Annotated in this window: 24 protein-coding genes; 16 read left to right on the top strand and 8 right to left on the bottom strand. The window is 51.8% G+C overall.

Annotated elements, in window-relative coordinates; translation table 11 throughout:
* Window positions 1-25: 25 nt before the first annotated feature.
* The 3 genes from B3G15_RS05605 to B3G15_RS05595 all read left to right on the top strand — a co-directional run bounded on the left by B3G15_RS05605 (window position 26) and on the right by B3G15_RS05595 (window position 3,064).
* A complete protein-coding gene (locus B3G15_RS05605; protein ID WP_290716872.1) occupies window positions 26-1,522 on the top strand; it encodes a UDP-glucose--hexose-1-phosphate uridylyltransferase in 1,497 nt (498 codons plus the stop codon).
* Window positions 1,519-2,523, top strand: coding sequence for an aldose epimerase family protein (locus B3G15_RS05600; RefSeq protein ID WP_290716869.1), 1,005 nt, complete (start codon window positions 1,519-1,521; stop codon window positions 2,521-2,523). Before B3G15_RS05605 ends, B3G15_RS05600 begins: the two co-directional genes overlap by 4 nt.
* A 130-nt stretch (window positions 2,524-2,653) precedes the next feature.
* Window positions 2,654-3,064, top strand: coding sequence for a VOC family protein (locus tag B3G15_RS05595; protein ID WP_290716866.1), 411 nt, complete (start codon window positions 2,654-2,656; stop codon window positions 3,062-3,064).
* Here B3G15_RS05595 and B3G15_RS05590 read toward each other — a convergent pair.
* The 7 genes from B3G15_RS05590 to B3G15_RS05560 all read right to left on the bottom strand — a co-directional run bounded on the left by B3G15_RS05590 (window position 3,038) and on the right by B3G15_RS05560 (window position 9,890).
* On the bottom strand, window positions 3,038-3,538 hold the full coding sequence (locus tag B3G15_RS05590; RefSeq protein ID WP_064300599.1) for a methylated-DNA--[protein]-cysteine S-methyltransferase: 501 nt from the start codon (window positions 3,536-3,538) through the stop codon (window positions 3,038-3,040). The genes B3G15_RS05595 and B3G15_RS05590 overlap by 27 nt on opposite strands.
* A gap of 77 nt (window positions 3,539-3,615) precedes the next feature.
* Window positions 3,616-5,013 carry a dihydrolipoyl dehydrogenase family protein gene (locus B3G15_RS05585; protein WP_290716861.1) on the bottom strand — a complete coding sequence of 466 codons (1,398 nt, stop codon included), beginning with the start codon at window positions 5,011-5,013 and terminating at the stop codon, window positions 3,616-3,618.
* Between the two features lies 1 nt (window position 5,014).
* Complete coding sequence (locus B3G15_RS05580; RefSeq protein WP_290716858.1) at window positions 5,015-6,232, bottom strand: dihydrolipoamide acetyltransferase family protein; 1,218 nt, start codon at window positions 6,230-6,232, stop codon at window positions 5,015-5,017.
* A gap of 13 nt (window positions 6,233-6,245) precedes the next feature.
* Window positions 6,246-7,244 (bottom strand): alpha-ketoacid dehydrogenase subunit beta, encoded by a 999-nt coding sequence (locus B3G15_RS05575; protein ID WP_290716855.1) that lies wholly within the window; start codon window positions 7,242-7,244, stop codon window positions 6,246-6,248.
* A 1-nt stretch (window position 7,245) separates the two neighbouring features.
* Entirely contained in the window at window positions 7,246-8,295 is a 1,050-nt protein-coding gene (gene pdhA / locus B3G15_RS05570; protein ID WP_290716852.1) for a pyruvate dehydrogenase (acetyl-transferring) E1 component subunit alpha, read from the bottom strand.
* Window positions 8,296-8,308: 13 nt separating this feature from the next.
* A complete protein-coding gene (locus tag B3G15_RS05565; protein ID WP_290716849.1) occupies window positions 8,309-9,451 on the bottom strand; it encodes a Glu/Leu/Phe/Val family dehydrogenase in 1,143 nt (380 codons plus the stop codon).
* A 37-nt stretch (window positions 9,452-9,488) separates the two neighbouring features.
* Window positions 9,489-9,890, bottom strand: coding sequence for a thioesterase family protein (locus B3G15_RS05560; protein WP_075642678.1), 402 nt, complete (start codon window positions 9,888-9,890; stop codon window positions 9,489-9,491).
* A gap of 331 nt (window positions 9,891-10,221) precedes the next feature.
* On the opposite strand from B3G15_RS05560, the gene B3G15_RS05555 reads away from it, so the two are divergent.
* The 12 genes from B3G15_RS05555 to paaX all read left to right on the top strand — a co-directional run bounded on the left by B3G15_RS05555 (window position 10,222) and on the right by paaX (window position 20,617).
* On the top strand, window positions 10,222-11,499 hold the full coding sequence (locus B3G15_RS05555) for a phenylacetate--CoA ligase family protein (protein WP_290716843.1): 1,278 nt from the start codon (window positions 10,222-10,224) through the stop codon (window positions 11,497-11,499).
* A gap of 18 nt (window positions 11,500-11,517) precedes the next feature.
* On the top strand, window positions 11,518-12,489 hold the full coding sequence (paaA, locus tag B3G15_RS05550) for a 1,2-phenylacetyl-CoA epoxidase subunit PaaA (protein WP_133208338.1): 972 nt from the start codon (window positions 11,518-11,520) through the stop codon (window positions 12,487-12,489).
* A gap of 14 nt (window positions 12,490-12,503) precedes the next feature.
* Window positions 12,504-12,848 (top strand): 1,2-phenylacetyl-CoA epoxidase subunit PaaB, encoded by a 345-nt coding sequence (gene paaB, locus B3G15_RS05545; protein ID WP_023466991.1) that lies wholly within the window; start codon window positions 12,504-12,506, stop codon window positions 12,846-12,848.
* The gene (gene paaC, locus B3G15_RS05540; RefSeq protein ID WP_290716837.1) at window positions 12,845-13,630 is read left to right on the top strand and encodes a 1,2-phenylacetyl-CoA epoxidase subunit PaaC; all 786 of its coding nucleotides are present in this window, start codon (window positions 12,845-12,847) and stop codon (window positions 13,628-13,630) included. The genes paaB and paaC overlap by 4 nt, the downstream gene beginning before the upstream one ends.
* 14 nt (window positions 13,631-13,644) lie before the next feature.
* Entirely contained in the window at window positions 13,645-14,139 is a 495-nt protein-coding gene (gene paaD / locus B3G15_RS05535; protein ID WP_035399031.1) for a 1,2-phenylacetyl-CoA epoxidase subunit PaaD, read from the top strand.
* 15 nt (window positions 14,140-14,154) lie between these two features.
* Window positions 14,155-14,478 carry an EthD family reductase gene (locus tag B3G15_RS05530; protein ID WP_087681934.1) on the top strand — a complete coding sequence of 108 codons (324 nt, stop codon included), beginning with the start codon at window positions 14,155-14,157 and terminating at the stop codon, window positions 14,476-14,478.
* Window positions 14,456-15,235, top strand: coding sequence for an enoyl-CoA hydratase/isomerase family protein (locus tag B3G15_RS05525; protein WP_023466997.1), 780 nt, complete (start codon window positions 14,456-14,458; stop codon window positions 15,233-15,235). The genes B3G15_RS05530 and B3G15_RS05525 overlap by 23 nt, the downstream gene beginning before the upstream one ends.
* Window positions 15,236-15,240: 5 nt before the next feature.
* Window positions 15,241-16,749, top strand: coding sequence for an aldehyde dehydrogenase family protein (locus B3G15_RS05520; protein ID WP_214772175.1), 1,509 nt, complete (start codon window positions 15,241-15,243; stop codon window positions 16,747-16,749).
* A gap of 74 nt (window positions 16,750-16,823) precedes the next feature.
* Complete coding sequence (locus B3G15_RS05515) at window positions 16,824-17,690, top strand: 3-hydroxyacyl-CoA dehydrogenase (RefSeq protein WP_290716824.1); 867 nt, start codon at window positions 16,824-16,826, stop codon at window positions 17,688-17,690.
* Entirely contained in the window at window positions 17,687-18,895 is a 1,209-nt protein-coding gene (locus B3G15_RS05510; RefSeq protein WP_214858771.1) for an acetyl-CoA C-acyltransferase, read from the top strand. Before B3G15_RS05515 ends, B3G15_RS05510 begins: the two co-directional genes overlap by 4 nt.
* A complete protein-coding gene (locus B3G15_RS05505) occupies window positions 18,892-19,659 on the top strand; it encodes an enoyl-CoA hydratase-related protein (protein ID WP_290716817.1) in 768 nt (255 codons plus the stop codon). Before B3G15_RS05510 ends, B3G15_RS05505 begins: the two co-directional genes overlap by 4 nt.
* Before the next feature lie 73 nt (window positions 19,660-19,732).
* The gene (gene paaX / locus B3G15_RS05500; RefSeq protein ID WP_290716814.1) at window positions 19,733-20,617 is read left to right on the top strand and encodes a phenylacetic acid degradation operon negative regulatory protein PaaX; all 885 of its coding nucleotides are present in this window, start codon (window positions 19,733-19,735) and stop codon (window positions 20,615-20,617) included.
* Between the two features lie 56 nt (window positions 20,618-20,673).
* Here the strand turns inward: paaX and B3G15_RS05495 are convergent, their stop codons facing one another.
* Complete coding sequence (locus tag B3G15_RS05495; protein WP_035399020.1) at window positions 20,674-21,213, bottom strand: gamma carbonic anhydrase family protein; 540 nt, start codon at window positions 21,211-21,213, stop codon at window positions 20,674-20,676.
* A 91-nt stretch (window positions 21,214-21,304) separates the two neighbouring features.
* Between B3G15_RS05495 and B3G15_RS05490 the strand changes: the two genes are divergently transcribed.
* Window positions 21,305-22,243, top strand: coding sequence for an NAD(P)H-dependent flavin oxidoreductase (locus B3G15_RS05490; protein ID WP_290716809.1), 939 nt, complete (start codon window positions 21,305-21,307; stop codon window positions 22,241-22,243).
* The last annotated feature ends 64 nt before the right edge of the window (window positions 22,244-22,307 follow it).

Genomic DNA, 22,307 nt, shown 5'->3' with positions numbered 1-22,307 from the left:
AGACAGAATGAGGAGAGTGACGGCGATGAATGAACTCATCCAACAGTTAGTAGCGCAAGCAATCCAGGAACGCTTGATTGAACCGGAAGATGCGATCTACGCCCGGAACCGGATTCTAGCGCGGGTCGGTCAAGCCGATTTTGAAGAACAGGCAGACGTACCATCTCGCCCGATTCCCGATATTTTGGATGACATGATTGAAGTGTTGATCGTAAGTGGACAGTTACCGGCGCGTCTTGAAGACAAAGAGCAGTTCGCAGCAGATGTGATGGATATCTTCGTCGCCAGTCCGTCTGACGTGACAGCGACGTTCCGTCGTCTGTACGCTGAATCACCGGTAGCGGCGACGGATTACTTTTATCAGCTCAGTCAAGCGAGTAATTACATCCAAACGAAACGGATCGCTAAGAATAAACGTTATCAAGCGGATACGGCTTACGGGACGATCGATGTCACGATCAACCTATCGAAGCCGGAAAAAGATCCACGTGAAATCGCAGCAGCTCGGACGGAGGCACCGACGACATCGAACTATCCAACCTGTCTGTTGTGCGTCGAAAACGTCGGTTACGCGGGCCGTGCGAATCATCCAGCCCGAGCAAATCACCGAATCGTTCCACTGACACTGCTGGAAGAACCGTGGGCATTACAATACTCACCGTACGTTTATTACAACGAACATAGCATCATCTTGTCACAGGAACATCGTGACATGGTCATCAATCGGGATGCGTTTGCACGCCTGCTCGCCTTCGTCGAGCAGTTCCCGCATTACTTTGCTGGTTCGAACGCTGACCTGCCGATCGTCGGCGGATCGATTCTGACGCATGATCATTATCAGGGCGGACGCTATACGTTTGCGATGGACCGGGCAAACGCTTTAACATCCTTTACGTTCCCGGATCAGCCGACAGTCGCTGGCGAAACCTTACACTGGCCACTGAGTGTGTTGCGTCTGAAGAGTGAAGATGCGTCGGCACTACTCGATGCTGCGACGACCGTCTATGAGACGTGGTTGACGTATACGGATGAGAGCCAAGAGATCCGTTCACATACCGGTGAGACGCGACACAATACGGTGACGCCGATCGCCCGTCAACGTGATGGACAATTCGAGCTCGATCTCGTCTTACGGAACAACCGGACGTCAGCAGAACATCCGGACGGTATTTTCCATACGCATGCCGATATTCACCACATCAAGCGGGAAAATATCGGTTTGATCGAAGTGATGGGACTAGCGGTCTTACCGGCACGCCTGCTCCAAGAGTTGCAACAGGTCGAACAGTTCATCACAGGTGAAGTCGACGAAGTGGCTGTCGCGCATGCTGACTGGGCGCAGGAACTAAAACAAGCGTACGTCGGACAAGATGTCACGATGTACGTCGAGCAAGCGGTCGCTGCGAAATTCGTACGTGGTCTCGAGGACTGTGGCGTCTTTAAACAGACGGAAGCAGGTCAGGCGGCGTTCGGGCGATTCGTTCAACTCGTGACGCGCCAACCGGTGGAGGAACAACGATGACGCAACTACTTGAGAAAGAGTTGATCCGACATACGTTACGCCAGGAAGGCATCGAAGTGACACTCTGGAACTACGGCGGCATCATCCAAGATATCCGGACGACCGATCGGGATGGTCATTTAGAAAGTGTCGTCCTCGGTCTCGAGACAGTGAACGATTATCAACAGCACTCGCCTTACTTCGGGGCAATCGTCGGACGCGTCGCTGGTCGAATCGGACAGGCGCGCTTCGAAGTAGCGGGACAGGTCTATCCGCTTGTCGCAAACGACGGTGCGAATCATTTGCATGGGGGGATTCACGGATTCGATCAAGCATGGTTTGATGTCATTGAAGCGACGGATACGTTGTTCCATTTGCACTTGAACAGTCCGGATGGAGAAGAAGGTTATCCGGGAACGGTCACACTCGACGTATATTATCGATTAGAGGGAACAACACTGACGCTTGAGATGACGGCCGTGACGGATCAGACGACACCACTCAATCTGACGAATCATACGTACTTCAACTTATCGGGAAATGCGAAGCGGGATGTGTTAGATCATGTCTTGACGTTACCAAGCGACTGCTACTTACCGGTCCAGCCAGACGGCTTACCGACAGGGGAACAACGGGACGTCTCCGGAACCCCGTTCGATTTCCGAAACGGTCAGTCGATTCGTGACGGGATTACGCTTGAGCATCCCGAGACGATTGCTGTCGGAAACGGCTACGATCATCCGTTCATTTTACGAGAGGATACGCTACGACTGGTAGATCCAGTGTCCGGTCGTATCGTCGACGTCACGACGAATCAGCCGGCGGTCGTGCTCTATACCGGAACGCAACTGCTGACCGATTATACGGTTCATGGTGTTCCGGCTCGACCATCACTTGGTCTATGCCTTGAAGCACAAGTCCATCCGAATGCAGTCCATGAATCTGATTTTCCATCAATCTTGTTGTCACCCGGTGAAACCTATCACTGGAAAACAGCTTATCGCTTTGGCGTAATATCTTGATTGATTCGAAGAAGAAGCCCCACTTTCCGTATCCGGTTGGACAGGAAAGTGGGGCTTTTTGTGTATAGAAGGAAATCGGGAAGAAAAGTGCGAAAGGTGATACTAAAGCATAATGAAAGGAGGGCTTTCGATGCAGTATGCCGCTACTCCTTGTCTCGTTTTTGCGGGACAAGCCAAGCAGGCGACCGTGTACTACGAAAACGTATTTGCGATGACACGTCGGCGTATCATAATGGATGAAGCAGGAGATACGGTCTCTCACGCACATTTATCCAATGGTGCGTTTGAATTGATGCTCTGGGACGAGAGTGCCGCACCGAATACCTCTTCTTCGCTCCATCTATTGTTGACTTTTACGTCGCTTGAAGAGCTCGAGCAAGTGTATCTACGATTAACGACAGACGGTCAAATCGTCACACCCCTTGATGTAGCAGACTTTGGAGGTTGGTATGCGCAAGTCCGCGATCCGTTCGGGATTCTGTTCGCTCTATCTTTCAGCGAAGAGGGACGAGAATCAGAGGCGTTGCTCGAGCGCGAGTAGTGTCCGCTTCATATTCAGACCGCCATGATACCCGAGCAGATCGCCTTTTTTGCCAATGATCCGGTGACACGGAATCGCAAGCAGTAATCGATTTTTCCCAATTGCCGTGCCAATCGCGCGAGTCGCGTTCGGCCGGAAGAGACGTTCCGCGATATCGGAGTAGGTGGCGGTTTGACCGTATGGTACCGCGCGTAAAGCATTCCAGACTTCAAGTTGAAACGGGGTACCGACTGGTGCGATTGGAAAGGACAGTGTCGTCGACTGCTGATTTAGATAAGCCAGTAGCTGCTCCGTATACGGAGCAAGCGCGGTATCAGAAGCAATCCGATCGGCTCGCGGGAAGTGTTTCCGCGACCAGTCGTCGAATAAATCCTCCGGTTCATCCCAAGCGCCGACATAACAGAGACCATCTGCTGTAGCGGCGACCGGAAACGTATGCGTATTCCAGTGCAAACGAGTGAAGTACAGTTCCATGACATGTTTTCCTTTCTACACGAAATGAAGTGATGAATCCAAAAGGGTGCTTCTGACGCAGAGGTACCTCTTTTCGATTACGCGCGCGAACCGACCTGTTGACGTGGTGGAAGATGGATCGATTGACCAAATAAGGCTTCCATCGATTCCGTCAAAGCTTCGCTTCGACTCGGATGTGCCATGACAGGGAAGAGGAGATCCTCCCGTTTTGCTGTCAGTTCCAGCGCTTGGGTGAATTGTCCGACGAGACGATGGGCATCGTCCCCGATCATGTGAATACCAAGGATCAGTGATGTTTGCTCGTCAGCGATGACCTTGACGAATCCACTCCCACCTTCGATCGTCGTCGCTCCGTTTGCATTCAGCGGGAACTGTCCGCTTTGAACAGCATGTCCGGCTTCGGCCGCTTCTTGTTCCGTCATCCCGATCGAAGCAATCGGTGGGAAGGTCCGTAGAACCGTCGGATAATACGGTGTCGTCGGATCGACGTCTTGACCAGACAAGTGGGCTGCCGTTCGCTTCGCTTCATGAATCGCACGGATGGCGAGCTGTGGACCCGGTGTCACATCACCGATTGCGTAAATATGCGGTTGATTCGTTCGTCCAGTTGCGTCAACTGGAATCGTCCCGTCTTCTGCAAGCGTCACACCAATCCGTTCGAGACCGAGTGTCAAACTGTTCGGGATTCGGGAAAGAGACTGGAACAGATAGGCACCCTGATAGGCGACTTCTTCTCCGTTTTTCATGACGGTGACGGTCGCGTCCGATGAAGCCTCGATACGTGTCACGACATCCGACACGAGATGGATTTTTTGTTTTTTGAATGTCCGCTTCAGTTCCTTTTCAAGGCTTGGTTCGAGTGACAACTGATCCGCAAACAACGTCACCTCTGTCCCAAGTGCGTGGAAACAGGCGGCCGCTTCGAGTGCTAACGTGTCAGATCCAATGATCAATAAGCTCTCTGGCAGTTGCTCGAGTTGATAAAGCTGTTCGGCGTTCAAACGACACGATTCCTCGTGCTGGATGCTGTGACTACCGGTCGCAATGATGACGTCCTGGAATCGGTACGTATCGAACTGATGTCCCGACTCGACGCCGATCCGGTCCTCTGACAGGAAGGAGGCTGCACCAGAGATATGTTCAATCTGGTTCGCCTGACAGAGGGCGACCACTCCTTGACGTAATTGCTGCACGACACGATTCCGGTAAGCATTCAGTTTACTGAAATCATGGACAGCAGAAGTGGTGAATCCAAGGTCTTCAAGATGCGGCAAGCGTAACATCTCTTCTGCCGCATGCGCATAGACCTTGGACGGGATACAGCCTCGGTTCAGACAAAGTCCACCGAGTTCAGCTTGTTCAATCAATGTAACGTTTCGACCGCCTTGTGCGGCGCGAATCGCTGCCGTGTAACCTGCGGGACCTCCACCGATGATCAGGAGATCCCGTTCTTGTGTAAGTTCGCCAACAACCATGTTAGATCAACTCCAAAAGTAGGGTGGTCGGATATTCAATCAGTGACACGAATCGGTTCGTAAAGGCAACAGCCGTTGCTCCGTCTGCGACACGATGATCGAACGACATCGACAAATTCATCATCGAGCGAACGACGATTTGATCATTCTCATCGACACAGGCTCGTTTTTTCGTCTTATGGAAGGCAATCAGTGCTGTCTCCGGATAGTTGATGATCGGTGTTGCTCCCGTACTACCGAGTGGACCGACATTACTCATCGTAAAAGTGCTTGGTTTTAAATCCGCTGCGCGCAAGGCACCGTTTTGAGCACGTTGTTGCAGCGCGACCAATTGTTCATGCAGTTCCGTCAGTGAAAGCTGATCGGCATGACGGATGACCGGAACCATCAACCCGTCCGGTGTTTCCGTTGCCATGCCAAAATGGAAATCCTGCTCTAATCGAATACAGGCATTTGCTTCATCGAGTTTGGCATGAAAGACAGGATACTCTTTTAAGGCAACAATCAACGCTTTGATGAAGAAGGCGTTAACGTTGATGTTTCGTCCAGCTGCTTTCCATTCGGCACGTAGTGCGAGCAAACGCGTCATGTCGACTTCCTCGAAATGAGTGACATGAGGAATCGTGTACAGCGACTGGGTCATCTTTTTCGCGATTTGCTTGCGAATGCCGCGAAACGGAATCGTTTTCGGTGATGTCTCTTGGTACGTGACTTCTTCAATGATCGGCGCAACTGATTCTTGTGGAGCAGTAGCAGCCTGGACTAAGCGAAGCACATCGTCCTCTGAGACGCGACCCGATGGATCGGAAGCCGTGACAGCTTCGATATCAATCCCGTGATCACGAGCGATTTTTCGTGTATATGGTGTCGCGAGGACCCGTTTTGCTGGAGAAACTTGAACAGGTGGGGCAGTGACAGCAACCGATGCTGGTTCAGGAGCGGGCGACGCTTTAGGTGTTACCGCGACCGGCATGTCGGAAGCGTTACTTGCTTCGATGTGCAATAACGTCGTACCGACTTGCACCGTCTGACCGACCGGAATGATGATTTCCTTGACGATCCCGGAAACGGGAGCCGGTAGTTCAGCGACCATCTTATCGGTCGCGACTTCGACGACCGGTTGATCCGTCGTGACATGGTCTCCGACTTGAACGAGGTAATGGGCGATTTCACCTTCTGTCATTCCTTCACCGACATCATGTAATTTAACTTCGATCATGGCATTCAGCTCCTTAAAACTCGACCGTACGCTGAATCGTCGCAAGGACACGTTCTGGCGTCGGAATGTAATGGTCTTCGAGGGCGAACAGCGGAACCGGAACATCAAAACCGGTCACGCGGGCAATCGGTGCCCGTAAATAAAGAAACGCCGTATCGTTAATTAATGTCACGAGATCATTACCGAGACCACCCATTGCTGCGGCTTCATGAACGATGACGGCACGACCCGTCTTTTGAACGGAAGCAGCAATCGCTTCCCGGTCAAGCGGATAAAGCGTCCGTAAGTCGAGGACTTCGCAAGAAATCCCGCGTTCTTGTGCAGCCGTTGCTGCCTTTTGGGCTACTTGAACCATTGCTCCCCAGGCGATCAACGTCACGTCCGTCCCTTCGCTGACGCAGCGCGCTTTTCCGATTTCAACGGTATACGATTCGCTCGGTACGACTTCCTTAAATGAGCGGTAACTGCGCATCGACTCAAGGAATAACACGGGATCTGGATCTTCAATCGCAGCAATCAATAATCCTTTTGCATCGTATGGCGTCGCCGGACAGACGACCTTGAGACCAGGCATCGATGTAAAGAGTGCTTCCGTGCTGTCGGAATGGATTTCCGGTGCCCGGATGCCGGCACCATAAGGCGCACGAATGACCATCGGCACACTGTACCGTCCCATCGTCCGCATCCGGACCCGGGAGACGTGCGTCATGATTTGTTCATAGGCAGGGTAGATGAATCCGAGAAATTGAATCTCGACGATCGGTTTAAAGCCATTGATGGCAAGACCGATCGACGTACCGACGATGCCGGCTTCACTGAGCGGTGTATCGACGATCCGGTCTTCCCCGAACTCTTCCTGTAAGCCGTCCGTCGCTCGGAAGACACCACCGTTTTTTCCGACGTCTTCTCCAAGGACGAGTGTCGTCTCATCCTCCGACAATTTTGTCCGCAGGGCATCCGTGACAGCTTGAACGAGTGTCATCTCTGTTTGACGATTGATTGGTGTTGCCATCTCATTTCCCCCTTGCTAGCAGATACGCTTCTTTTTGTTGCTGGACATCAACCGGTAAGGTCGCGTACGTATGGTCGAACAAGTCATTGACGTCCGGTGCCTTGAATTGCTCCATCGCAGTTACTGCTGCTTCGACTTCTGCCTGGTGCCGTTCCTGTAGCTGTTGCATCCAGGTTTCGTTAAAGTAGCCTTGGTGTTTTAAGAACTGTTCAAGTCGATCGAGCGGATCGACCCGGTCACGCGAGCGGGCTTGATCACGGTATTTCGTTGGATCGTCTGCTGTCGTATGCGCACCAAATCGCCATGTGACGGCTTCAATCAATGTTGGTCCACCGCCAGAACGGGCACGCGCAACGGCTGCTTGCATCGTGAAATAGACGGCAAATGCATCGTTCCCATCGATTCGGACGCTTGGCATCCCGTAGGCAATCGCTTTTTGTGCGATCGTTTCAGAATGCATCTGTTTTTCGATCGGAACAGAGATCGCGAATTGATTGTTTTGGTTGAACAGAATGACTGGTGCTTGGAAGACACTCGCGAAGTTCATTCCTTCGTGGAAGTCGCCTTCAGACGTCGCTCCGTCACCAAAGTAGGCGACCGCAACGTTCGTCGTACCTTTTCGTTTTTCCGCCCATGCGGCACCGACGGCATGCGGGATTTGTGTCGCAATCGGTACGGCAGGAGGGAAGATGTGCTTCTCAGACGGCACGCAACCTTCGACACGACCGTTCCAGTAGAGGAGGGTCCGCACCATGTCAGCACCGAACGTTAACGTCGCACCGTGATCCCGGTATGTCGGGAATAACCAGTCCTGCTCGGACAACGCCAGTGCACTACCGACTTGCGCCGCCTCTTGTCCTTCGAACGGTGCATAAGTGCCGAGGCGCCCTTGACGTTGTAAGTTGATCGCCTTCCGGTCGAACGTCCGGATCCGGTGCATCTGTTCATACAGGGTGAGGGCAAGCTCTTTCGTCAGATCGTGTTCTTTTGAGGCATCGATGATACGACCTTCTTCATCGATGATGCGTTGAATCGGAAAATGTTGCTCCATGTCAGTCCCTCCTTCAGTGGTTACGGATATCCCATTTAGGTTTTGTCGTATTCGTGAAGATGTTGTTGTGTTTTGCCCGGATCTGCATCCGTTTTTCACACATCCGGTTCGCGGCTTCGACCGTCGTGATGTTCTCTGCTTGCGACTCCTTGAAGACTTCGAGCACGGCGTCATAGATGTGACGCGTCTTCAGGAGAACCCGTTCGTGATTTGCTCCGTACAGTTCGTCAGCGACTTGAATCAATCCACCACCGTTGACGATATAGTCTGGTGCATACAAGATGCCGCGATCCATCAAGACGTGCGCGAGCTGTTCATCCGCAAGCTGATTGTTCGCCGAACCGCAGATGGCTTTGCACGGTAAGAGGGCGATATTTTGGGCGTGAATAACACCGCCATATGCACATGGAACGAAAATATCAGCGTCTGTTAGATGGATTTCGTGAGGTGAGACGACGCGAACTGTGCCAGGTGCCATTTCGGCTTGGGTCACGATTGCTGCGAGCGCGGCTTCATTGACGTCTGAAACATAAATCGTCGCACCGGCGAGTAACAGTTGTTCGGCGACTTTGAAGCCGACCTTTCCAAGTCCTTGAATCGAATAAGTCGCGCGACTTAAGTCGTCCGAACCGAATAACGTCTCGATCGTCGCCCGCAGTCCATAGACGACACCTTCAGCCGTCGGGATCGATGAATCCCCGCTTCCGCCAAAGGCTTCCGGAATGCCGACGATCCGTGACGTTTCCCGGCTAGCATGAACGAAATCATCCATCGTCGTGCCCATATCGGTTCCGGTGTAAAAACGTCCGCCGAGCGAATCGACGAAGCGACCGAAGGCACGGAAAAGCTCTGGTGATTTATCTGTCGCCGGATTACCGATGATGACGGCTTTACCACCACCAAAATCAACATCAGCGGCAGCGCATTTATACGTCATGCCACGTGACAGGCGGAGGACATCGTCAAGTGCTTCATCGACAGAAGTGTAAGGCGCCATGCGGCAACCACCGAGAGCGGGACCGAGCGTCGTATCATGGATGGCGATGATCGCTTGTAACCCTGAGACAGGGTCGTTGCAAAAGACGACTTGTTCGTGACCCGCGATTTTTTCCATGATCGAGAGCGTTGGATTCGTAGATGGGTTTAACATGTTCATAGTAGAGTCCTCCTCTATCAAATATAAGTAAGCGCTTTCATTTTGTTGGAGCATTCACTTGCAATTTTTCTTGAATCCGGCTTTTTTCTAAAATGAATTGTGTCACTTCTCCTGTACCGATGATCGATTGTCCATCTCGGACTTCGATGTCAGCGTCAACGCGACGTGCTGTGACGCGTGTTACTGTAGCGGTCACGATCAATCGTGCGCCTTCTGCTGCCATGCCAAGATGCTTCAACGAAACCGCGCCCCCGACACCTTCTTCGCCTGCCTCTAGGTAAGGCAGGATGAGTTGACGTGCTGCCCATTCCATATGGTAGACCATCGACACGGTCGAGTATGCTGGATGAACCAATTGACCTTCGAACCGTGCAAACATATCTTGCGAGACGACCGCTTGAATCTCTGCTGTATCCCCGACAGCTAAACCTGGTTTCATCGTGATCCCCCTTCACTACAACGAATCCTCATTCAATCAAGTGGTCTTACCAAAAATAGTATAACACTTGTCACACGATATTTTATCAACCCGTTACAAAATGAGCAAATCATTTCAGAAATATTTTCCAAAAAAAGACTCTCAATCATGGAAAATAGCTTTATAAGCCAATTGATTTACTGATAAAGTGCGTTGAAGTGATAAAGTGAGAATCGTTTGGGAGCATTTAACAAAACAAGATTGACAACATTGTGAACGTATCGTACGTTAAACATATAACTAAAAATAAACGACCGTTTAATTATTGTATACATGATGAGGAGGTGCAGGTATGTACGATCAACATCACGAAACGATGAATGCGCAAACGCGGGAGCAGCTGCAGATGGAGCAATTACGTCAAACGATGGAACACGTCACGCGCGTTCCGTTCTATCAAGAACGTCTGCAGACATTGCAGATGACGGCACATGATTTTCAAACGATCGAAGATCTACGAAAATTTCCATTCACACGCAAGCAAGATTTACGCGATCATTATCCGTTCGGGCTATTTGCCGTCGAACGAGAACAGGTCACCCGAATTCACGCCTCGTCTGGTACGAGTGGTAAACCGACCGTCGTCGGGTATACGCAAGAAGATTTAGACGACTGGGCAGGTGCCGTGGCACGTAGTTTAGTCTTAGCCGGTGGTTCACCAGCTGACTTGTTGCACAATGCATACGGCTACGGACTGTTCACAGGTGGACTCGGTCTTCATGCAGGTGCTGAAAAACTAGGCATGACGATCTTGCCGATTTCCGGCGGCAACACGGATCGCCAAATCACGTTAATCGAGGATTTCCGACCGGATGGCATCTGTGGGACACCTTCTTATATCTTGCGATTAGCAGAACGCATGATCGAACGGGGCATCGATCCACGAAAGACAAGCATGCGTTACGGCATCTTCGGAGCTGAACCCTGGTCGGAAGAGATGCGTCAGACACTCGAACAGACCTTTGATCTACAGGCATTCGATATTTATGGACTCAGTGAAATCATGGGACCAGGTGTCGCGATGGAATGTCAGGAGCAGGCAGGTCTGCATATCATGGATGACTTATTCATTACGGAAGTCATCGATCCCGTTACGGGGGAACCGGTACCAGATGGCATGGTCGGGGAACTCGTTTTTACAAGCTTAAAAAAGAAAGCGCTTCCAATTATTCGCTACCGGACGGGTGACTTAGCATCGATCACGCATGAGACGTGTGCTTGTGGTCGGACGACGACACGGATGTCACGTGTCAAAGGTCGGACAGACGACATGCTGATTATCCGAGGGGTCAACGTCTTCCCGTCAGAAATCGAGCGAGTCTTGCTCCAACAGCCGGACGTGACGCCGCATTATCAAATTCATCTCGTGCGTAAAGCGGGACTCGATGCCGTTGAGCTACATATCGAATTCGAAAATATCTCGGAGCGACAAAGGCGTTCGATATGTGACGTCATCAAGTCGGAATGTCTCATTTCTATTGATCTCGTCTGTCACCCGCATCAAGGGTTACCACGATCGGAAGGGAAAGCCGTTCGAATCGTTGATCGACGCTCGACATCACTCGTCTGATTCAAAGGAGGAACTAGCATGTATGATGCAACACAACTGTTCGAACCCGTCCAACTGACGGAAGAGGAAAAATTGGCTCGCTTTAAGGAGCGGATCGAGCGAGGTGAAAAAATCGAAGCCGATGACTGGATGCCTGCTTTTTACCGGGACACGCTGATTAAATTGATTTCGATGCACGGTATCAGTGAAATCATGGGTGCACTTCCGGAAAAAGAATGGGTTCCAAAAGCACCATCACTTCGCCGGAAGCTCGGCATCATGGCGAAGGTCCAGGATGAGATGGGGCATGGACAACTGTTGCTTCGTGTCGTCGAGGATTTGATGAAACCGTATGGCAAGACACGCGGGGATTTGATGGATGATTTGTTCACAGGACGATTGAAGTTCCACAACGTCTTCCACATGCCGACGCGGTCATGGGCTGATGCTGGGGTGATCGGTTGGCTCGTCGATGGCGCGGCGATCATCACGCAGACGAACATGCTCGGTGCTTCATATGGACCTTACGCACGGGCTTTACAACGGATCTGTGCGGAAGAGGTCTTCCATGCGCAACACGGAGAGTCGATCATCATGGCACTCGCGGAAGGGACACCGGAACAGCGGGCGATGATTCAGGAATCACTGGATGAGTGGTGGGAATCCTTGTTGATGTTCTTTGGACCAGCCTCGAAAGAGACGACCGGGACATCGAAACAGGACGTGACGATCGCCTATAAGATTCGGACGAAAACGAATGAAGAGTTACGGCAAAACTTCTTTACGAAGTACGTACCACGGATTCGTTCACTCGGACTCGTCATTCCGGATCCGACGTTACGTTTTGATGAAGAGACAGGGCAGTGGGAATATGCACAGCCAGACTGGACAAAATTCAAGACGATCATCCAAGGGGGAGGACCACGTTCGAAAGAGCGACTGGACTTGCGCCGGACATCTTATGAAAATAACGCCTGGGTACGGGATGCACTCGCTGAAACGAAGGCATGAGAGGGGAAAGCACGATGAACGAGACGTTTTATCACGAATTCGAAGTCTTTAGCAAACGAACGCCGAACGCGGCGTTCACCCATCAATTCAGCTTGCTCGCTCCGAACAAGGAGATGGCACTGTTGATGGCGCAAGAAAACTTCATGCGCCGGGAACCGGTCGTCGACATCTGGGTCGTCAAACGCGAAGATATCCGTGGTTTATCACCCGATGAGAAGCAGATGTTACAACGCCTTGATAATAAGGACTACCGGACGACGAAAGGGTACGGCTACTTGAAGAAAAAATGGCGTCATTACGAGCAACAGATGCTCGATGAAAAAGAGATCATGTCTTGGCAAGGAGGCGATTCCAAATGACGGAACAAGAACGGACGGCACTCGCCTCCTTACTCTATCAACTCGCGGATGATGATTTCCTTTACGCGTATCGTGGTTCGGAATGGCTCGGACTCGCACCGCATATCGAAGAGGACGTCGCTTCGTCTTCGATTGCGCAAGATTCAATGGGACACGCGGCGATGTATTACCAACTCCTCGAAGAACTCGGCGAAGGAAATGCTGATGCATTAGCTCATGTCCGACTGGCGCATGAACGAAAGAATTCGATTCTCGTCGAACGTGTCAACGGACCTGGCTACTACATGGAGAAGCCTGAATATGACTGGGCATTCGCCGTCGTACGGAACTATTGCTACACGGTCGCGAAAAAGATCCGGATTGATGCTTTGAAGTCGAGCAGTTATGAGCCACTCGCTACGGCTGCCGTCAAGATCAACATGGAGTTGTACTATCATTTGCTGCACTGGCAAACATGGTTCACCCAGCTTTATCAATCGACGGAGACGGCGCGGCAGAAGATGGATGCAGCCCTAGAAAAAGTCTTTTACGACTTCGGTGACATGTTCGATTATGGCGAACACGGTCAATTGATCGAAGAGATGCGGTTGATCGAAGGACAAGGCATTTTACTCGATCGTTGGTATCAGACGATCACACCGTTACTCGTCGAATTGAACGTGACGCTTCCGGAAATGCAGATGACGCGTAACGGGCGGGACGGCGATCACACGGAAGATTTGAATGACGCGCTTGCGACACTCGGAGAAGTCTACTTGATTGATCAGACGGCGACGTGGTGAAAGGAGAGGGAAGCATGACGACGACACTCCAGGATGCAATCCGGGAAGCCCTGAACGGGGTGAAGGATCCGGAAATTGATAGCGTCAGTATTTTAGATCTTGGCATGGTCGAGACGATGGACGCGGAAGCGACGGAGCATGGTTACCTGGTGCGCGTCACGCTTCTCCCCACGTTCCTCGGTTGCCCGGCGCTTGAAATCATTAAAAAAAACACCGAATCTGCCTTGCAGGTGATTCCGAACGTCGAACAGGTCGACGTCCAGTTCCGGTTTGATCCACCGTGGACATCGGACCGGATCACGGAACAAGGCATGCAAGGATTGAAGGAGTTCGGTATCGCTCCTCCTCGGTTTGAGCAAGGGAAGTGGGAGATTGACTGTCCGTATTGTGGATCGACGTATGTGACGATGGAAAACTTATTCGGACCGACAGCATGTCGAAGTATTCTCTACTGTAAATCGTGTAAAAATCCATTCGAGGCGATGAAACCCGTCTCTACTCTCATGTGAAGGAAGGTAATCAAGATGGCAAAATTAATCGCACTGTACAAACACCCAGAAAACAAGGAAGCATTCGATCAGCACTATTTTGAGGTCCATGGTCCATTGACAGCAAAAATTCCAGGACTGCAAGAAATGAATGTCACGAAAATCGTCGGTTCACCAATGGGCGGGGACGGAAAGTATTACTTGATGTGCGAGATGATCTATGAAAGTCAGGAAGCGATGCAAGCAGGCATGCGTTCGCTCGAAGGAAAAGCGTCCGGGAAAGACTTGATGAGCTTTGCGGGGGATCTCGTCACATTGATGATTGGTGAAGATGTCCATGCCGACACAACAGTACGTTAAGACGGAAATGGTCGATCGGATCGGTCGGATTCGACTCGACCGAACGGCACGATACAATGCGCTGAACCGAACGATGGTCCGGGAAATCGTCGAGGCGATGGAGACGTTCGACCGAGACGAACGGGTGACGGTCATCGTCTTGACCGGAAACGGAAAATCGTTCTCAGCGGGCGCCGATATCGAGGAGATGCTCGAGGCGACACCGATCTCGATGGAACTCCTCGATCCGTTCGCGGACTGGGACCGGATCAGTCGAATCAAAAAGCCGATCATCGCAGGTGTTCACGGTTTCGTCCTTGGCGGCGGTTTTGAACTGGCACTCGCTTGTGATTTAATCTACGCCGATCCCGAGACACAGTTCGGATTCCCGGAAGTCGGACTCGGCGTCATGCCAGGAGCAGGCGGGACGCAACGTTTAACGAAATGTATCGGTCGGACGCGAGCGCTCGAGTGGCTCTTCACCGGAGACCGGATGAAGGCAGAGGAAGCGGAACGACTCGGTATCATCAACCGGGTGACGGCTGATGTCGAAGCGACGGTGCTGGCGATGGCAGAGCGGTTATCGAATCAACCGAGCATGGCGTTGCGGTTGATTAAGGACGCGGCAAACAAAGCCGTCGATTTATCGTTACAGGATGGGATGGAGCACGAACGCCGTAACTTCTATCTCTTGTTCGCGACAGCCGATCAAACAGAAGGCATGCAAGCATTTCTCGAAAAACGATCACCGATTTTCAATCAACAGGAACAGGAGTGAATACAATGTCGACAGTACATGAAAAAACACTTGAAATGAAACGGTCCGTCTATCACTTGCTCATCAACGGCGAACAAGTCGAGGGTGCAACAGGCGAGACGTTCAAAACATACAATCCGGCAACGGGCGAAGTGATCGCGGAAGTCGCAAAAGCATCGAAGGAAGACGCCGATCGCGCCGTTCAAGCGGCACGTGATGCGTTTGATCACGGGAAGTGGAAGATGTGGCCGGTCGGGCGTCGGGCACAAGTCTTGAATAAGGTTGCGAGCATCATGCGTTCCCGCTTCAACGAAATCGTCGAACTGGAGATTCTTGATACAGGGAAATCACTGGCAGCGGCGCAAGGACAAGTCACGCAAGCGATTGAAGACTTTGAGTTCTATGCGGGTGCGATCGTCGGTCACCGTGGTGTCGTCAATAACGTACCGGGACAATTCCATAACTATACGGAAAAAGAAGCGGTCGGTGTCTGTGCACAAATCATTCCGTGGAACTATCCGTTAATGATGGCAGCTTGGAAAGTCGCACCAGCAATCGCCGTCGGTTGCTCGGTCGTCGTCAAACCAGCGACATTGACACCATTGACAGCGATCATTCTCGGTGAGATTTGTCTAGAAGCTGGTGTACCAGCAGGTGTCGTTAACGTCATCCCGGGATCCGGACGCGAAATCGGCAACCATCTTGTCGAGCATCCTCACGTCGATAAAGTCGCCTTCACGGGTTCGACGCCAGTCGGTAAAGACATCATGGGACGTGCGTCTGAGACGCTAAAACGGGTCACACTCGAACTCGGTGGGAAATCACCGAACATCGTCTTTGAAGATGCGGACGTGACAGCAGCCGTTGATGGTTCGTTGTTCGGGATCTTCTATAACAGCGGTCAATCGTGTGAAGCGCGCTCACGTCTGTATGTCCACGAAGAGATTTACGAAGCGTTCATGGAACAATTCGTCGCGAAGACAAAACAACTTGTCCTCGGTAACCCATTCGATAAAGGGACACACGTTGGAGCGATCATCGATCAACAACAGGTCGACGTCATCGATGGATACGTCCAGTCAGCGAAAGCGGACGGGGCAACGATCGTCACAGGAGGTCATGCGACAGCACCAGAAGGATACGAAAAAGGCTTCTGGTACGCACCGACGATCATCACTGACGTCACGCACGAGATGAAAGCGGTCAACGAAGAAATCTTTGGACCGGTCGTCGTCGTCATGCCGTTCAAAGATGAAAAAGAAGCGATTCGTCTAGCAAACGATACATCATTTGGACTCGGCTCAGCTGTTTGGACGAAAGATGGCGCGAAAGCGACACGTGTCGCGAATCAAATCAAAGCCGGCATCGTCATGGTCAACTGTCCGTTCTCTGCTTTCCCGGGTACACCGTTTGGTGGCTATAAACAATCAGGCTTCGGTCGAGAACTCTGTATCGAAACACTTGATCTGTACACGGAAACAAAAAGTATCTTGTCGTATTACGGCAGTCGTCCACTCAATCCGTTCGGACTATAAGCAAGAGGGAAGGCTGGAGTTCCGTCGGGAAGTCCAGCCTTTTTTAACAGCACAGGGGATAAGGGGGAATTCAGATGGTAGAACAAATCGTCGTCGTCGGATCCGGCGTCATGGGACGTGGCATCGCTTATGTGGCCGCACACCGCGGATTTCAGGTGACACTCGTTGATATCAAAGAGGAATACGTCAAAGGAGCACTGCAAGAATTAGAACGAATCGCGGAAAAAGGCATCATCCGTGGCAAGATGACGACAAGTGAAGTCGAGGGACTGTTCGATCGGCTGCGTCTGTCGACCGACCTAGCCGAGGCGGCACAACAAGCAGATCTCGTCATTGAAGCAGTACCGGAACAACTGAGCATCAAACAGCAAGTCTTTGAAACGCTAGAAGCGAATGCGCGTCCGGACTGTTATTTCGCGACGAACACGTCGACGATGAGTCCAACGGAAATTGCGTCCTTTACGAACCGGGCGGACCGGGTCATGGCGATGCATTTCTTCAATCCGGTCCATCTGATGCCACTGATCGAGCTCGTTCGTGGTCTTGAGACGTCGGATGAGACGGTCACAGCTCTTGAGCAGGTCGCGCGTCAGATGCAGAAGGAAACGGTCGTCATCCGCGAGTTTCCGGGATTCGTGACTTCGCGGATCAGTGCACTCGTCGGAAACGAAGCGTTCTACATGTTACAAGAAGGACTCGGGACACCAGAAGAGATCGATAAAGCGATCAAACTCGGCTTAAACTATCCGATGGGACCATTCGAACTCGGCGACTTGGTCGGACTCGATACTCGGCTCCATAACTTAAAGTATCTGCATGAGAAGCTCGGCGAAAAATACCGTCCGGCACCACTGCTCGAACAGTATGTCAAAGCCGGACGACTCGGACGTAAAACCGGTCGTGGCGTCTATGACTATACGAATCGCGAGGTGACATCATGAAACGGGTCGCCATCATCGATGCCGTTCGGACACCGATCGGACGCTATAACGGCGCCTTGCGTCAGGTTCGTCCGGATGATTTAGGAGCACGCGTCATCGAAGCGTTACTTGAGCGTAATCCACAAGTCGATCCGAAGACGATCGAGGAAGTCATTTTCGGTAATGCGAATCAGGCGGGAGAAGACAATCGTAACGTCGCCCGGATGTCGGGACTACTAGCTGGTCTACCGGTCGAAGTCGCTGGTACGACGATCAATCGCTTATGTGGGTCAGGGCTCGACGCTGTCATCGCGGCAGCACGAGGGATTGCCTTAGGTGAAGGCGAAATCTATATCGCTGGTGGGACGGAAAGCATGACGCGTGCGCCGTTCGTTCTCGCGAAGCCGGATCAGGCCAATCCACGTGGCAATCAGACAATGTACGATACGACGATTGGTTGGCGGTTCGTCAATGATCGTTTAGCAGATCAATACGGAACGGATTCGATGCCGGAGACAGCCGAGAACGTCGCCCGTCAGTACGGAATCTCGCGCGAAGCGCAGGACGACTTTGCGTTCGAAAGCCAACAACGCGCGAAACGAGCCATCGAGGCAGAGCGCTTCACGGACGAACTAGTTGCAGTCACACAAACGGACCGGAAAGGTAACGTCAGCGTCTTCGACCGCGATGAACATCCTCGTCCTGAGACGACACGTGAGAAACTGGCGACACTTCGTCCGTTATTCCCAAGTGGTACCGTGACGGCGGGGAATGCATCTGGTGTCAACGACGGTGCGTCGGCGTTGTTATTGATGAGTGAAGAAAAAGCAAACGAACTCGGTTTGACGCCGCTCGGGTATTACCGGGCGAGTGCGACGGCTGGGGTTGAACCTGCCATTATGGGAATCGGACCAATTGACGCGACGGAAAAAGTCCTCCGACGGGCAGGGTTGACGGTCGAACAGCTCGATCAGATTGAGTTGAACGAAGCTTTTGCGGCTCAAAGTCTTGCCTGTATCGAAGCACTTGGTTTACCAAGCGAAAAAGTCAATGTCAACGGCGGTGCGATCGCCTTCGGTCATCCACTCGGTGCAAGTGGGGCGCGGATTTTGACGACATTATTGCATGAGATGCGCCGGACGAACCGGACGTATGGTCTCGCGACGATGTGTGTCGGAGTCGGACAAGGGATCGCACTTGTCGTCGATCGGGAGGGACTCGTATGATTCACTTAGAACGAGAAGGCTATATTGCGATCGTCCGGATTGATCGTCCGGAACGTTTGAACTGTCTCGATTATCCGACGCTTGTTGCCTTGCAGGAACAGGTCGATGCGTTATCGGTCGACCCGGAAGCGCGGGTCGTCCTGTTCACAGGCACGGGAAAAGCATTCAGTGCGGGTGCCGATTTAAAAGAACGCGTGCATCTAAACGAAGAAGAAGTCCGGCGCAATGTCCTTGCGATCCGGAATGTCTTCACTTCGATCGCACAATTGCCGCAACCAACAATCGCAGCCGTCAACGGTCACGCGCTCGGCGGTGGGTTCGAGTGGATCCTTGCCTGTGATTTCCGTTTTCTCGTCGAGGATGCACTCGTCGGCTTGACTGAAACTAGCTTCGGGATCATTCCAGGAGCCGGTGGAACACAACGCTTGCCACGACTGATTGGGGAGACGCGGGCGAAGGAATTGATCTTCACGGCGAAAAAAATCGATGCGATGACAGCAGAACGGTACGGACTCGCGACAGCCGTTGTTGCCCGGGAAGCGTTGATGACGACGTGTCTTGAGTTTGCTAATCAGATGTTACAGAATGGTCCGATTGCCTTGCGCCAAGCGAAGCGAGCGATTGATCAAGGGCGGGATGTCTCACTCGAAGAAGGAATACAGCTCGAAACAGAGGCTTATGAAGTCGTCATTCCGACGGCTGATCGTCAGGAAGCGCTACAAGCCTTCGCTGAAAAACGACCACCACGCTTTGAAGGAAGATGAGGATGGTCGACGTTTGAAATAACCCGTATACTAACGATACACACTATGAACGACTGAAGAGAGAGTGAATACCATGAGTGCGAACACCCAATCGATGATCTTTACGATTTACGGCGATTACATTCGCCATTACGGCAATCAAATTTGGGTCGGGAGTTTAATTCGACTCGTCAAAGAGTTCGGACATAACGAACAAGCCGTTCGGGTTGCTGTGTCCCGAATGGTTAAACAAGGCTGGCTCGTCTCCGAGAAACAAGGAAATAAAAGCTTCTATTCATTGACACCACGTGGGGTGGAACGGATGGAGGAGGCCGCACGCCGGATCTACAGATCAATACCGCACGACTGGGACGGGAAGTGGCGGACGCTGATGTACACAATTCCGGAGGATAAACGCCAGATTCGTGATGAGCTCCGCAAAGAACTGACTTGGAGTGGGTTTGGCAACTTATCGAACGGGGTTTGGATTTCACCGAACCCGCTTGAAAAAGAGGCGGAACGATTGATCGCGTCGTATCAGATTGAAGAGTATGTCGATTTCTTCGTCGGTGAATACCACGGTCCGAAGCAGGATCAATCCCTCGTCGAGCGTGCGTTTCCGCTGGAGGAATTGCAGGAGCGTTACGAAACGTTCATCACGGATTACAGCCGGCAATACATCGTCCATCAAAGTCAGCTCCAACTCGGAGAAATGACGGATGAACAGTGTTTCGTCGAACGGACGATGCTCGTACATGAATACCGGAAGTTTCTATTCACGGATCCCGGATTACCGCAAGAACTGTTACCAGATGCTTGGAGCGGACATCACGCGGCGCTCTTGTTCGAACAATATTACCGATTGCTCGCACAACCAGCGAGTCGGTTCTTCGAATCGATCTTTGAAGAGACGCACGATGTGTCGCAACGCAGTGCCTCGTACGACGCGGCGGAACATCCGCTGTTTGCAGAGCGGTGAGCATATATTCGAATGAAAAGAGCGGGACGGATCAGTTGATCCGCCCCGCATTCGTGTCATTCAGATGTGTTCTGTTCAGCAGATTCTGCGAGAATATTTCGGAAGGCATATCCTTTATCGACATAAGAATCAATCGACTCCTGAATCATCGCGAGATCCGCTTCTGTTAGTTCACGCACGACTTTACCGGGTGAGCCGATGATCAGCGAACGGGGTGGGAAAACTTTTCCCGATGGAATTAGCGTATTCGCCCCGATGATGCATTCTTCACCAATCTCTGCGTGATCAAGAACGGTCGCACCCATTCCGACGATCGAACGACGTCCGATTTTGCAACCGTGTAAAATTGCGTTATGTCCGACCGTTACTTCATCTTCAATGACGACGGGTGCCCCTTCATAGAGATGAATCGTCGCGTTGTCCTGGATACTGCAGCGTTTCCCAATTGTAATCGGTCCTTCGTCACCGCGTAAGACAGCGTTGAACCAGACGGTAGACTCGGAACCGATCGTGACGTCTCCAATCAGATAAGCACCAGGAGCGATGAATACATCGGAGGCAACGTTCGGATGAATCGATTGATACGGAATCTTCATAACAGAATGACCTCGTTTCTATAATAATATGAACTACTATTCATTCCATGTCAGTATAGCATGTGAGTGAAGTAGAGAACGGAGGAAAGACATGTTTCCGATTTGTGAGCTCTTTAAAATTCGATATCCTTTGATCCAAGGAGGAATGGGTAACATTAGTCATGCGGCGCTGACGGCAGCGGTGTCGAATGCCGGAGGACTCGGAACGCTCGGGTGCGGGACATTGTCGGTCGATGAAGTGGCGTCGCGGATTCACGAGACACGAATGCTGACGGATCAACCATTTGCCTTGAACATCGCGATTCGGGTGTCTCCTTATACGGAAGCACTGATTGATCTCGCGATTGCAGAAAAGATTCCGGTCGTCTCCTTGTCGGCAGGAAACCCGACACCGTACATAGAGCGACTTCAAGCTGCCGGTATCAAAACGATTGCTGTTGTCGCTTCAGTCAAACAGGCGTTAAAGGCAGAACAGGCAGGCGCTGATGTACTCGTAGCGGAGGGAGTTGAAGCAGCAGGCATCAATTCACCGCTCGAGTTGACGACGTTGACCTTGATTCCGCAACTCGTCGATCGGGTCAACATACCGGTCCTTGCAGCGGGTGGGATTGGCGACGGACGTGGACTAGCAGCTGTCCTGTTGCTTGGTGCGGCTGGCGCACAGCTCGGAACACGGTTGATTGCGACGGAAGAGGCGAAGGTTCATTCGGCATACAAGGCGCACTTAATGGATGCGACCGATACCGATACACGCATCATCGGACGTTCCGTCGGATTCGTCCGACGTGTCCTTGATGGTCCTTACGTCGAACGACTCACAGTAGAGACACCTGCTGCTTTTCTCGATCAGACGAATGAGTCGTATCATATTACAGGCGCTCTTGAGGGCGATGAGGAGAAAGGATATGTCAACGCTGGACTGGTTGCGGGATTGATTCATGATGTGCCGACTGTTGCGGAGTTGTTTACGCGCATGATGACGGAAGCAGAGGAACAGCTGAAACAAACGACGACTCGTTTTACGACATGAGCATATAGTGAGGGACCCGTGATGCCACTTGTGGACAGCGGGTTTTTTCATGTTTTTTTGAAAA

The sequence above is a fragment of the Exiguobacterium sp. UBA1053 genome (genome assembly GCF_002316465.1).
Classification (GTDB): Bacteria; Bacillota; Bacilli; order Exiguobacteriales; family Exiguobacteriaceae; genus Exiguobacterium_A; species Exiguobacterium_A abrahamii.
Note: the sequence above shows the minus strand (reverse complement) of the source record. Positions and strands in the feature narration are given on the sequence as shown.

What these genes read in the sequence shown, in the direction of transcription:
- B3G15_RS05605 (WP_290716872.1), top strand. Translation starts at nt 26, where the DNA reads ATGAATGAACTCATCCAACAGTTAGTAGCGCAAGCAATCCAGGAACGC.
- B3G15_RS05600 (WP_290716869.1), top strand. Translation starts at nt 1,519, where the DNA reads ATGACGCAACTACTTGAGAAAGAGTTGATCCGACATACGTTACGCCAG.
- B3G15_RS05595 (WP_290716866.1), top strand. Translation starts at nt 2,654, where the DNA reads ATGCAGTATGCCGCTACTCCTTGTCTCGTTTTTGCGGGACAAGCCAAG.
- B3G15_RS05590 (WP_064300599.1), bottom strand. Translation starts at nt 3,538, where the DNA reads ATGGAACTGTACTTCACTCGTTTGCACTGGAATACGCATACGTTTCCG.
- B3G15_RS05585 (WP_290716861.1), bottom strand. Translation starts at nt 5,013, where the DNA reads ATGGTTGTTGGCGAACTTACACAAGAACGGGATCTCCTGATCATCGGT.
- B3G15_RS05580 (WP_290716858.1), bottom strand. Translation starts at nt 6,232, where the DNA reads ATGATCGAAGTTAAATTACATGATGTCGGTGAAGGAATGACAGAAGGT.
- B3G15_RS05575 (WP_290716855.1), bottom strand. Translation starts at nt 7,244, where the DNA reads ATGGCAACACCAATCAATCGTCAAACAGAGATGACACTCGTTCAAGCT.
- pdhA (WP_290716852.1), bottom strand. Translation starts at nt 8,295, where the DNA reads ATGGAGCAACATTTTCCGATTCAACGCATCATCGATGAAGAAGGTCGT.
- B3G15_RS05565 (WP_290716849.1), bottom strand. Translation starts at nt 9,451, where the DNA reads ATGAACATGTTAAACCCATCTACGAATCCAACGCTCTCGATCATGGAA.
- B3G15_RS05560 (WP_075642678.1), bottom strand. Translation starts at nt 9,890, where the DNA reads ATGAAACCAGGTTTAGCTGTCGGGGATACAGCAGAGATTCAAGCGGTC.
- B3G15_RS05555 (WP_290716843.1), top strand. Translation starts at nt 10,222, where the DNA reads ATGTACGATCAACATCACGAAACGATGAATGCGCAAACGCGGGAGCAG.
- paaA (WP_133208338.1), top strand. Translation starts at nt 11,518, where the DNA reads ATGTATGATGCAACACAACTGTTCGAACCCGTCCAACTGACGGAAGAG.
- paaB (WP_023466991.1), top strand. Translation starts at nt 12,504, where the DNA reads ATGAACGAGACGTTTTATCACGAATTCGAAGTCTTTAGCAAACGAACG.
- paaC (WP_290716837.1), top strand. Translation starts at nt 12,845, where the DNA reads ATGACGGAACAAGAACGGACGGCACTCGCCTCCTTACTCTATCAACTC.
- paaD (WP_035399031.1), top strand. Translation starts at nt 13,645, where the DNA reads ATGACGACGACACTCCAGGATGCAATCCGGGAAGCCCTGAACGGGGTG.
- B3G15_RS05530 (WP_087681934.1), top strand. Translation starts at nt 14,155, where the DNA reads ATGGCAAAATTAATCGCACTGTACAAACACCCAGAAAACAAGGAAGCA.
- B3G15_RS05525 (WP_023466997.1), top strand. Translation starts at nt 14,456, where the DNA reads ATGCCGACACAACAGTACGTTAAGACGGAAATGGTCGATCGGATCGGT.
- B3G15_RS05520 (WP_214772175.1), top strand. Translation starts at nt 15,241, where the DNA reads ATGTCGACAGTACATGAAAAAACACTTGAAATGAAACGGTCCGTCTAT.
- B3G15_RS05515 (WP_290716824.1), top strand. Translation starts at nt 16,824, where the DNA reads ATGGTAGAACAAATCGTCGTCGTCGGATCCGGCGTCATGGGACGTGGC.
- B3G15_RS05510 (WP_214858771.1), top strand. Translation starts at nt 17,687, where the DNA reads ATGAAACGGGTCGCCATCATCGATGCCGTTCGGACACCGATCGGACGC.
- B3G15_RS05505 (WP_290716817.1), top strand. Translation starts at nt 18,892, where the DNA reads ATGATTCACTTAGAACGAGAAGGCTATATTGCGATCGTCCGGATTGAT.
- paaX (WP_290716814.1), top strand. Translation starts at nt 19,733, where the DNA reads ATGAGTGCGAACACCCAATCGATGATCTTTACGATTTACGGCGATTAC.
- B3G15_RS05495 (WP_035399020.1), bottom strand. Translation starts at nt 21,213, where the DNA reads ATGAAGATTCCGTATCAATCGATTCATCCGAACGTTGCCTCCGATGTA.
- B3G15_RS05490 (WP_290716809.1), top strand. Translation starts at nt 21,305, where the DNA reads ATGTTTCCGATTTGTGAGCTCTTTAAAATTCGATATCCTTTGATCCAA.